Here is an 11911-nt window from a genome sequence, read left to right on the forward strand (position 1 = left end):
CGACAAATATCGTTGACGACCCAAGGTCACACCGGGTTAATGGCGGCAGATTTTCAACATCGGGACTCACCGGGTATGACAGTGCAAACAGACGATGTGGCCGACCTTTTCATTATCGGCGGAGGGATCAATGGTTGTGGCATTGCCCGCGACGCGGCCGGGCGCGGATTGTCGGTTACTTTGGCCGAGATGAACGATCTGGCGTCGGCCACTTCGTCAGCCTCGACCAAGTTGTTTCATGGTGGTTTGCGATATTTGGAGTACTTCGAATTCCGCCTTGTACGCGAGGCGCTGATTGAACGCGAAACACTGCTGCGTGCGATGCCGCATATCAGTTGGCCGATGCGCTTCGTCCTGCCGTATCACGAGGACATGCGGTTCGACTCGGATACGCCGACTTCGCGGCTGTTAAGCACTGTAATGCCATGGATGCGGGGGCGTCGTCCGGCCTGGCTGATCCGGCTAGGCTTGTTCATGTATGATCACCTTGGAGGGCGCAAGATTTTGCCCGGCACCTCCTCCTTGGATCTGCGATCTGCGCCTGAAGGTGCCCCGCTGAAAAGCAAGTTTGAAATGGCCTATGAATACTCGGACTGCTGGATCGAAGATTCCCGGCTGGTTGTATTGAACGCCCGCGACGCCGAAGCCCGAGGTGCAAATTTCATGGTGCGGACCGAGGTTCTTTCGGCCGAACGTGTTGCGGACCTCTGGCACGTCACGATCCGCAATAAGGGAACCGATGAAACCCGCGTCGTCCGCGCGAAGATGTTGATCAATGCGGGCGGGCCGTGGGTCGGGGATATCATACAGACCAAGATACGTGTGAACTCTCGCGAGGGGGTTCGTCTGGTCCGAGGCAGTCATATTGTAACGCGCAGGCTGTTTGACCACGATAAGTGTTACTTTTTTCAGGGCGAAGATGGCCGCATCATCTTTGCCATACCGTATGAGAGAGATTTTACCCTGATTGGAACCACTGATCAGGACCACCCCAATCCATCAGAGCCGCCAGTCTGCACCGAGGTCGAGCAAGAATACCTCTGCACCTTTGCGACGAAGTATTTCGAGCAGCCGATCACGCGTGACGACATCGTCTGGACCTATTCCGGCGTGCGACCTTTGTATGACGATGGGGCCAGCAGCGCCACTGCTGCGACCCGTGATTATACGCTTAAGGTCGATGCGACAGGTGGTGCCCCGGTTTTGAACGTGTTCGGGGGAAAAATCACCACCTATCGACGGCTGGCTGAAAGCGCGATGGAGAAGGTGGCAGAGCATTTCTCTGATCTGCCGGGGCCATGGACGGCTGGTGTGTCCCTGCCAGGAGGTGACTTTCCCGTTGATGGTGTGCAGGATGTGATAGCAGGTTTGGAAGCTGATTATGCCTTTCTAGACAGGGCATGGGCAGAACGCTTGGTTCGCGCGTATGGCACTGAGGCTCGTACAATTCTGGGTGACGCGCAAATCGCCGAGGATTTGGGAGAAGATTTCGGCGCGAATCTGACCTCGAAAGAGTTGGAGTGGCTGGTCGAGAAGGAATACGCGCGCAGCGCCGAAGACATCGTCTGGCGGCGCAATAAACTGGGCCTAAGACTGACGCAGGATCAGATCGCCCATATCCAAGACTGGATCGAAAACCGCTAGAAAAAAAGCCCCGCTCAAATGGCGGGGCTTTTGGGTTCAGGCGGTTTCCTCAGCGGGGCCAGGATCATCCTTGGTGCCCTTTAACCATTCTCGCAAGCCTTGCAGCAGGGCGTAGAGAACTGGAACGAGGATCACGCCGATCAGGGTAGCGGCCAGCATTCCGCCGAACACAGCCACACCAATCGCTTTCTGGCTGGCTGCACCTGCTCCGTTAGCGGCCAAGAGTGGAACGACCCCCAAAAGGAAGGACAGCGCTGTCATCATCACCGCGCGGAAACGCTGATGGGCAGCTTCGGCGGCGGCTTCTTTGACTGATAGTCCTTTGGCGCGCTGTTCCATCGCGAATTCCACGATGAGGATGCCGTTCTTAGACGCCAGCCCCACAAGCATGATCATCCCGATCTGCGTATATAAGTTGATGTCGCTGCCAACGATAGCTACGGCAGCAACCGCTCCGAAAAGCGCGACAATCACAGACAGCAGAATGGAAACTGGAAGCGACCAGCTTTCGTATTGTCCGACAAGGAACAGGTATCCGAACAAGATCGCCAGTCCAAGGATCACGATCACCAGACCGCCCGAGGCCAGCTGCTGCTGGGCCGTGCCGGTCCATTCAAACGCGTATCCAGGGGGCAGGGCGCTCGCAGATTCTTCGGTCATGACAGAGATGGCGTCGCCGGTCGATAGCCCCTCGGCGGGGACAGCCGTGACCGTGGCCGAACGGAACAGGTTGTGACGTTTCAGCAAAACCGGGCCCAGAACGTTTTCAACGTCGATCAGAGTGCCCAGAGGAACCATTTCACCCTTTTGCGACCGCACATACAGGTTCGAGATATCGTCGACATTGTCCCGATACGTCCCGTCCGCCTGGATCATCACACGATACACCCGTCCGAACAGGTTGAAGTCATTGACGTAGTAGGATCCCAATTGCGCTTGCATGGTCTGGAACACTTCGGCGACTGACACTTGCAGTGTCTTGGCCTTTTCACGGTCCAGATCGACGAACAGCTGCGGCACGTTTGCCCGGAAGGTCGTGTAAGCTTGCCCAATCTCGGGGCGCTGGTTCGCGGCATAGACGAAAGAGCCAACGGCCGAGGCTAGGTCCTGAGGAGTACCCCCACCGGTTTGCTGGACTTCCATCTCGACCCCGGCCGAGTTGCCAAGGCCCTGAATGGGGGGTGGGTTAAAGGCCACGATGGATGCAGCGGTCTCGCCATATGCAATGGCCAGCACCTTCTCCAGAATGGCATTTGCGCTCAGGTCGTCTTCCTGACGTTCGTCCCAGTTGTCGAGGTTCACAAAGATCGCAGCACCGTTGGTCGACGTCCCGTTCAGGATCGAGAAGCCGTTAATCAGAACCGTGTTGGCCACACCCGGAATTTCCCGGATTTGGTCATCCACGCGCTTGGTGACAACTTCGGTACGTTCCAGAGTTGCCGCATCGGGCAATTGCACATCGACGAACAAATAGCCGTTATCTTCAAGCGGCAGGAACCCGCTGGAGGTTTTGGACATGATTGTCCCGGTCCCCATCGCCAAAGCTACGATGATCCCCAGCGCAACGATCGGCAGGATCAGCAACCGGCGTACGATGGCGACATAGCCCGAACGTACCGAACCGATGAACCGCTCGAACACAGCCAGCAACCCTGTCGGTGGGCCAGATCGTGCGCGCAGCACAAGACCACAAAGCGCTGGCGACAGCGTCAATGCGTTGATCGATGAGATCACAACCGCAGTCGAGATCGTAACGGCGAACTGCGAGTAGAGCCGCCCCGAGATGCCGGGCATGAAGGTCACGGGGACGAAAACCGCCAAAAGAACCAGCGTTGTCGCGATGACGGGACCGGTGATCTGGCCCATCGCCTTGCGGGTCGCCTCGGCCGGAGGCAGGCCTTCTTCTGCGATGATACGCTCGACGTTTTCGACCACCACAATGGCGTCATCGACCACGATCCCGATGGCCAAAACCAAGGCGAACAGCGAAATCGTGTTCAGGGACATTCCAAATAGCAGCAAGAAGGCAAAGGTCCCGATCAAAGACACGGGGATTGCGACCGCTGGAATGATGGTTGCTCGCCAACTGCCAAGAAATACAAACACCACCGAGATCACCAAAATGAATGTCAGGATCAGGGTGGAGACCACATCGTTCAGCGATTGTTCAACAAAGTCGGTGGTATTGAACGGCACAGCATATTCTACATCCGTCGGGAATGACCGAGACAGCCGGTCAAGTTCAGCCTGCACCCGTTCCGAAACAGCCAGCGCATTCGCGCCGGGGGCCTGATAGATGCCTATTACGGTCGCAGGAACGCTTTGGAAATAGCCCGAAGCGGCGTAGTACTGTGCCCCAAGCTCGACCCGGGCGATGTCTTTGACACGCACGATGGCGCCAGCGTCTCCGGTGCGAATGACAATCTCACCGAATTCGTTGGCGGATGTCAGGCGTCCCTTGGTTTTGATGGTATATTGAAACGTTTGCCCTTCAGGCACCGGAGGTGCGCCGATTGAGCCTGCCGAAACCTCGACGTTTTGTTCACGAATGGCGCTGATCACATCGCCGGGTGTGATGGACAGGCCGGCCATTTTGTCAGGGTCCATCCAGATCCGCATCGCGTATTCCAGATTGGTCAGAACATCCGCCTTACCGACCCCCTGAACCCGCGCCAGCGCGTCTTTGAGATTGATTGAGGCATAGTTGGAGAGGAAAACACTGTCATATGTCCCGTTTGGCGACGTTAGCGTCACCAACAGCAGCATATTGGTGGATGCTTTTTGGGTCACCACACCGGACGCGGTCACTTCCGTCGGCAACGACGACATCGCTTGCGCCACGCGGTTCTGCACGTTGACAGATGCGATATCGGGGTCGGTGCCGACCTCGAATGTGACATTCAACGAGTAGGAGCCGTTATCCGATGAAGTCGACGTCATATAGATCATGTCGTCCACACCATTGACCTGAGCCTCGATTGGCGCGGCGACGGTGTTTTCTACGGTTTCGGCATTGGCGCCGGTGTACGTGGTCGAAACGCTGACCACAGGCGGTGTGATGTCAGGAAATTGCGCAACCGGCAGAACCAGATAGCCGATACCGCCCATGATGGTCAGCACCAACGAAATAACAAGTGCCAGCTTGGGCCGGCTAATGAACAGGGCAGAGAACATTCTTTATTCTCCCGGCTGCTGAGAGGCGACTACAGCATCTACAGCCACGCCGGGACGCACGCGCTGGAGGCCCTCAACGATCACGCTTTCACCTTCACGCAGACCATCCTTTACAATGATCGCTGTCTCTACGGTCGTGCCTGTGGTGATGTAGCGCTGTTCAACCATCTGCTGGTCATTCACCACCAGAACAAAGTCACCACGCTGATCGCGCTGCAAAGCGGCTTGCGGGATCAACACCTCAGTCGTTGGTTTCAATGCCTCGATCTGTACGCTTAAGAATGCACCATCGACGATCAGACGCTTGGCGTTGTCGAATTGAGCGCGCACCCTGATCGCCCCGGTCAGCGGGTCTATTCGGTTGTCGACAAAGACGATTGTACCTTCCTCATCCAGTTCGGTCCCGTTGGGCAGGACAACTTTCACCACTGGGCTTTTATTGCTTTCCGCAAGCGAGGCGGCGTTTTCACCCACCGCTTGCAGAACCGACGTGAATTCCTTTTCGTTCAGCGAAAAATTCACATAGATCGGGGCTTCGCTGACGATATTAACTAGCGGCGGGTTATTCGGCCCAACAACATCCCCGACACTTGTCGTAGCGCGACCGATACGTCCGTCAAAGGGAGCGTGGATTTCCGTATAGCTGAGATCAAGTTTGGCTTGTTTAATCGCGGCCTGCGCGGACTTGACCTCGGCTTCGGCCACCAGTTCGTTGGCGCGGGCAATGTCGCGTTCAGATTCCGGGGTCGCGTCACGCTCGTACAATTCCTGTTTACGTGCGAGCTCCACCTTGGCCAGTTCCAGATTGGCCTGCGCCCGGTCCAGATCGGCATTTCTGGCATCCAATGTCGCTTGGTAAAGGTCGGGTTCAATAGTGAACAGCAGATCGCCTTCGTTTACCAAAGCCCCGTCTTCGACGTTCTGGCTGTCCAGAAAACCACCGACGCGGGCAACAATATCGGCTTTGTCCAGCGCCTCGGCGCGGCCGATAAACGTCGCTTCCTCGGTTATTTCCTGAGTGTAAGCCGCAGCAATAGAAACCTTAGGCGGCGGGGCTTCGCTTTGGTCTTGCGCCGTGGCTGTTGATGCCACCCCGATCAAAGCCGCCGCTGTCGCGCGCCGCACGAAAGCCGGCGTCACGCTGGATAGGCAGAGTCTGGAAATCGTCTGTGAAAGGGGCATTGCAATCGCCTCACTGAAGTAAACTTTACGCGCCTCGGCACTTGCAGGGCGGCCGAGTCGACTAAACTCTCTGTGAGGATGGCGGTTTTAAGTTGATTTCTCAAGCATGTTGAACGCTGCGACCCGGCTTTTGGTTGCGGAAATTATGCTGATGATCCTTATATTTACTCACTGATGCGCCGAATTGAGGCGACCCTAAACGAAAAAGGGGCCATCAAGGCCCCCTGTGTTCTTGTGATGTCGTGAACCGTCAGTCGCGGGTGCCAGCAAAACGAGTTTGCCAGTCTTCGCGCTGTTCATCCGTAATCTTGGCGAAAAGAACATCTGGAACAGCAAATTCATGACCAGCGGGCAGGGCGTTCAACGCGGCTGCGATGTCTTCTGGCCAATCGGTGTCCAGCGTGTTCATCGCGCTCAGCATCCGAGCCGAGGTGATCGGGATGAACGGTGCGCTTAACACGGAGTACAGTCGGATCAGGTTCAGACCAAGGCGTACTTGTGCGGCAGCCTGTGCCGGGTCTTCCTTGAAGGTTGCCCACGGTGCGGCGGATTGCAGGTATTCGTTGCCTGCGACCCAAATCGCACGCAGTTCTTGCGCTGATTTGCGGACCTCCATCGATTCCATAAAGCCTTCATAGGCGCGCACCCGGCGGGTAAGCTCTGCGATAAGCTCCTGTTCACGCTCACCAAAAACGCCACCCTCAGGCACGGCCTCACCGAATTTCGAACGGCAGAACTTGGTGATCCGGCTGACAAAGTTGCCCAGCACGTCGGCCAGGTCCTTGTTCACCGACTGCTGGAAGTTTTCCCATGTGAATTCGCTGTCGCTGCTTTCGGGCGCATGGCTCAGCAGCCACCAGCGCCAGTAATCGGCGGGCAGGATCTCAAGCGCCTGATCCATGAACACGCCACGACCCTGAGAGGTCGAGAACTGGCCGCCATCATAGTTCAGATAGTTGAAGGATTTCAGGTGATCGACCATCTTCCACGGCTCGCCTGATCCCAGAATGGTGGCCGGGAAGCTGAGCGTATGGAAGGGCACGTTATCTTTGCCCATGAACTGCACATAGCGAACGTTATCTGCGCCTTTGTCGGTGCGCCACCAGCGTTCCCACTCGGCATCCGGTTTTCCACAGGCATCGGCCCATTCCTTGGCACAGGCGATATATTCGATCGGCGCGTCGAACCAGACATAGAAGACTTTGCCTTCCATTCCCGGCCAGTCCTGATCGCCTTTCTTGACCGGAACGCCCCAGTCCAGATCGCGGGTGATACCACGATCCTGCAGGCCGTCTCCGTCATGCAACCATTTCTTGGCAATCGAGGTGGTCAGGATTGGCCAGTCAGCTTTGCTGTCGATCCACGCATCCAGCTGATCTTTCATCGCGGATTGACGCAGATACAGGTGCTTAGTCTCGCGGACTTCAAGATCAGTCGAGCCGCTGATCGCGCTGTGTGGCTCGATCAGGTCGGTGGGGTCCAACTGTTTGGTACAGTTCTCACACTGATCGCCTCGTGCGCGGTCATAGCCGCAATTGGGGCAGGTGCCCTCGATATAGCGGTCGGGCAGGAACCGGCCATCGGCGTTGGAATAGACCTGTTTTTCGCTAACCTCACGGATCAGCCCGGCCTCGTCCAGTTTGCCCGCGAAATGCTGGGTCAGGTGCTTGTTCTGATCGCTGGACGACCGGCCAAAGTGATCAAAGCTCAGTCCGAACCGGTTCGCGATATCGGCCTGAACGCCATGCATCTCGGCGCAGTATTCGGCCACAGGCTTACCCGCCTTGGCGGCCGCGAGTTCCGCCGGGGTGCCGTGTTCGTCGGTGGCGCACAGGAACATCACCTCATTTCCGCGGCCACGCTGATAGCGCGCGTACAGATCAGCCGGCAGCTGCGAGCCGATCAGGTTGCCGAGGTGCTTGATCCCGTTGATGTAGGGGATCGCCGAGGTGATGAGAATCCGAGCCATTTTGCGTGTCCACGTAACTGTCTGCGCGCCCGTCTACCTTATGTAACCGGGCAGCAAAAGCCCGGCTTTTGCGTGTGGTGTTATTTGTTAACTCAATTCGACCGGTTCAGCGGCTGTTTTTATCGGCCTCACGTGACCGTTTCAGCAGTCGCCCAATCGTGAAGGATGTTCGTGGAGCGTAGACATAGTTTGTTCGCTCATCCGGTGTCGGACGCGACCGCATTCGTGCCAGGCCAAATACGATCAGGAAGACATGACCCAAAGCAACAAAAGCAAACAACGCGCCGGGGCCGAACTGCTGAATCAGGTTAGACGATACATAGGGTGAGGCAATCGCACCCAGCGCAAACCAGAACATCAATGCGGCTGAAAGCTCGACCCGTTCTTCGGTTGTGGCAAAGTCGTTTGCGTGCGCAGACGAGACGGAAAAGATCGGGAAAGTCGTCAATCCAAAGATACCCGCAGCCAACATCACGCCTATTGTTCCCGCCCCGCCGGCTGCCATTGTGATGCCGCAACTCAGGACCGCTGCGGCAGACAGCCAGATCAACACCCAGCGACGGTCATACTTGTCTGCCAACCAACCTACCGGGTATTGCGCCAGTGCCCCGCCCAGAACGAAGGACGCCAGAAAGAAAGCAATCTGGTCGACGCCAAGTCCGACCTCTTGTCCATAGACCGGTCCGACCATACGGAAGGATGCCGAACTGAGCGCCGCGACGATCACGCCCGCCACAGCCAGCGGCGAACTGCGCCATGCCAATTTAGGACGCAGCCGAGGGGCGTCGGGCGTTTTAGGTTGGCTGGCCTTGGTCAAGGTCAGCGGCAACAGCGAGGCACAGCATAAAATGGCCAGCAAGTTGTATGAGACATAAGATGCGGGCGGCAGCACGGCGATGATCAACTGGGCACAGAGCGACGCGCCCAGATCGGCGATGCGGTAACTGCCCATGACACGGCCACGCGACTCGTTGGTGACCTTGGCGTTCAGCCAGGCCTCGATCACTGTATAGCACCCAGCGACACAGGTGCCTGACGCGATCCGTAGCACGGCCCAGACGTTCGGGTTTTCTGTCAGAGTATGCCCCAGCAGCCCCATGGCGCCCAATGCCGTACAGACAGCAAAGGCGCGGGAATGCCCCACGCTGCCCATAAGACGAGGCGCCCACCAGCAACCCACAAAAAAGCCAATGAAATGAGCCGATCCGAGCATACCAATCTGCTCGGTTGAAAAGTCCAGCGTCAGTCCCGAGATGGCGTCAAGCGGCCCCACGCCGCCGGTCGACAACTGCAGCAGAATAACCGAAAGAAACAGGGCGGCAAAAGAAATCATCGTGCGCATAACGACACCACCTTGGGACATCCGCAGCTAGATGCGCGCAGCTTATCGACCTTGACGCGTCGTTTTTCGGCTATTGTGAGCTTTGGATTTCCGCCCGGATGTCCAAGCCTACGGTGTCCTGTACAAGATCAGCATAGCCTGACGCTCCGAAATCGTGCCGGTTCAACTCTCCGGTCAGGCGGATGGACAGATCGTTCAGATTGTCAGCGGCACTGCCGGGTGGGCGAAACAGATCGGCTTTCAACTCGATCGGGCGGGTGACCCCACGAACGGTCAAATCCCCGCTGATCTTGGCACCCTGAGAGATGCGGCCGCTTTCACCAAGTTGTATGCTTGTTGACACAAAATGGATGGTTGGAAACCCTTCGGCATCCAGGACGCTCTCGCTCAGCATGGGTTTGCGGGCGAATGGCAGCTTGGTCCGCGCTTTGGCGACGTTCAGGATCACGTCCACACGGCTGTTCAGCAGGTCGTTCAGGTCGATCCGAATGTCGGCGGATTCGATGGGCATGGTGCCGGATTGTGAGATGCCGGAAAGGTCAAAGGTGAAATCGACCGATGTTCCATCCGGCACCAATTGGTACGTGCGTGGCGCAGCCAGTGCTGAACCCGCAAGGGTCAGTACAGCCAAGCCTGCCAGGACGGCGCGTCGTGTTACTTGGGTCATGCCATGACCTCCTGCCTGCGGGGGCGCGAGCGCTTCAGCAACATCAGCAGGATTGCGATGTTCAGCCCGTTCCAGAGAATGCCGTTGATAAAGGCCAATTGATAATTTCCGGTTACGTCGTAAATCCAACCTGACATCCAGCCGCCCAGAGCCATCCCCATGATGGTCATCATCATCACAAAGCCCACGCGGGCTCCGGCCTCATGCGGGGGCATGTATTCGCGCACAACCAGCGCATAGCTGGGCACGATCCCGCCCTGTGCCAGTCCGAACATGAGGCTGATGATGTAAAGCGAAACCATCCCGTCATAGGGCAGGAACAGAAACAGGGCGATGCATTGCAGTATTGACCCGATCAGCAGGGTCATCAGCCCGCCCAGCTTGTCGGCCACCATCCCGGAAATCACGCGGCTGACCACGCCACCTAGCAACATAAGTGACAGCATCTCGGCCCCGACGGCGGGCCCATAGCCCAGCCCGACGCAGTATGAGACGATGTGAACCTGCGGCATCGACATCGCCACGCAGCACCCGATACCAGCCAGACCCAGTATGTACTGCAACGCGCGTGGTGAGATCCCGACGCTGCTTGCCTTGATGCTGGCGCTCGCGGCTGCGGTTTGATGCGCCTCGGCCGGAACCTGACGTCGCAGCAAAAGGGACAGGGGGATGACGATCACCGGAGTTATTAGAGCCAGCGTCAGATAGACCTGCTGCCAGCCGTCGCGCGCAAGAATATCGGACAGAAGGGTGGGCCAGATCGCGCCCGACAAGTAGTTGCCGCTGGCCACCAGTGCCACGGCAATGCCGCGCCGCTTCATGAACCAGTGCGAGATATCGGCGATTAGCGGACCAAACCCGATCGAGGTGCCTAGTCCCACTAACAGATGTGCCAGCGACAGCATGACCATGTTCGGCGCTAGGGTTGCCAGCACATAGCTGACGGTGCTGAGCACGGCCGCTCCGATCAACGCTTTGGTCACACCCAGCCGATCGACCAGTTGCCCCAGCCACATGTTCCCCAGCGCAAAGCCGATCATGGTCAGAACGTAAGGCAGCGAGGCTTCGGCCCGCCCCGCATCGAACTGTGTCTCAATCGCGGGCATGACCACGATGACCGCCCACATGCCCACATTCGCCACCATCGCGATGGCAAGCGTGATTGCAAGGCGTAGCCAAGAATAGCGGCTGTCGTGGATTGCGTGGCTCATTCCCGGAACGCTAGGGCGCAGGTTAGGGGTTGGCTAGTCACTTCTTTCGTGATCACGCTGTGGTGTCATGTTGATACCTCGTCGGTTGCCGTTCTTTGCAGGTTCAATCCGGCGCGCGGTTTGGTCTGGGTGGCCTGCCATGTGACCGGGGGCAGGGCGCGGGCACGGCGGCGGGTTAGGGTCCAGCGGCGGGCCTCTTGAGTATGGTTCGCGGCCATGTGCCAGCGCGTCTCAACCCCCTGCGCGCCGCCATCACCCGGTGTCAGCAACAGCCCCAGCGGAGCCCGCCCCAGCGTGCCCCCCTGTTCGGCGGCCAGATGCATTCGGCGCACGGGCGTCAGGCTGGGCGCACCAGGCAGGTCACCGATGATCAGCGGGATCGCCCCGCTGCGCAGGGCCTCTTCCAGACACCATAAAATATCCTCGGCGCGGGTTGGGTGGACAAAGATGAAGCGGCCGGGATCGACAAAGGGCATCATGCCGTCAGGGTTTAACTGGCCCGGCTCCCACGCGGGGGAAATCCACAGCACGGGACCTTGCGTCTGACCGGCCAGCCAGGTGGCGAAACTGCGTCGAGCAGGGCCACAGGCTTCGTGCACGCGGCCCAGTTGTAAGGTGATCTGAGGATGCAGTGCAAGGCCCGCTGCTGTGCGTTTGGCTTTACGATCAAGAAGATGTGCAGACATGCATTCATGTTAGCATGTTCTTATTTTGTTCTCAAT

8 protein-coding genes are annotated in these 11911 nt (G+C 57.8%); 1 reads left to right on the forward strand and 7 read right to left on the reverse strand.

The genetic code is table 11. The features are described from left to right. The first annotated feature begins 75 nt into the window (after positions 1 to 75). Positions 76 to 1644 carry a glycerol-3-phosphate dehydrogenase gene (gene glpD, locus GOW48_RS01445; RefSeq protein ID WP_170750806.1) on the forward strand — a complete coding sequence of 523 codons (1569 nt, stop codon included), beginning with the start codon at positions 76 to 78 and terminating at the stop codon, positions 1642 to 1644. Between the two features lie 36 nt (positions 1645 to 1680). Here the strand turns inward: glpD and GOW48_RS01450 are convergent, their stop codons facing one another. The 7 genes from GOW48_RS01450 to GOW48_RS01480 form a co-directional block, all read right to left on the reverse strand. Next, complete coding sequence (locus GOW48_RS01450) at positions 1681 to 4818, reverse strand: efflux RND transporter permease subunit (protein WP_170352941.1); 3138 nt, start codon at positions 4816 to 4818, stop codon at positions 1681 to 1683. Between the two features lie 3 nt (positions 4819 to 4821). Beyond that, complete coding sequence (locus GOW48_RS01455) at positions 4822 to 6000, reverse strand: efflux RND transporter periplasmic adaptor subunit (RefSeq protein ID WP_170750808.1); 1179 nt, start codon at positions 5998 to 6000, stop codon at positions 4822 to 4824. A gap of 250 nt (positions 6001 to 6250) precedes the next feature. Further along, entirely contained in the window at positions 6251 to 7969 is a 1719-nt protein-coding gene (gene metG, locus GOW48_RS01460; protein WP_170750810.1) for a methionine--tRNA ligase, read from the reverse strand. 106 nt (positions 7970 to 8075) lie between these two features. Then, positions 8076 to 9311, reverse strand: coding sequence for an MFS transporter (locus GOW48_RS01465; protein WP_170750812.1), 1236 nt, complete (start codon positions 9309 to 9311; stop codon positions 8076 to 8078). Positions 9312 to 9381: 70 nt separating this feature from the next. Further along, a complete protein-coding gene (locus tag GOW48_RS01470; RefSeq protein WP_170750814.1) occupies positions 9382 to 9978 on the reverse strand; it encodes a YceI family protein in 597 nt (198 codons plus the stop codon). After that, positions 9975 to 11189, reverse strand: a complete 1215-nt coding sequence (locus tag GOW48_RS01475) for an MFS transporter (protein WP_170750816.1) — start codon at positions 11187 to 11189, stop codon at positions 9975 to 9977. Before GOW48_RS01475 ends, GOW48_RS01470 begins: the two co-directional genes overlap by 4 nt. Positions 11190 to 11254: 65 nt before the next feature. Continuing rightward, entirely contained in the window at positions 11255 to 11875 is a 621-nt protein-coding gene (locus GOW48_RS01480; protein ID WP_170750818.1) for an ImuA family protein, read from the reverse strand. Positions 11876 to 11911: the final 36 nt, after the last annotated feature.

The organism is Ruegeria lacuscaerulensis (genome assembly GCF_013033355.1).
Classification (GTDB): Bacteria; Pseudomonadota; Alphaproteobacteria; order Rhodobacterales; family Rhodobacteraceae; genus Ruegeria; species Ruegeria lacuscaerulensis_A.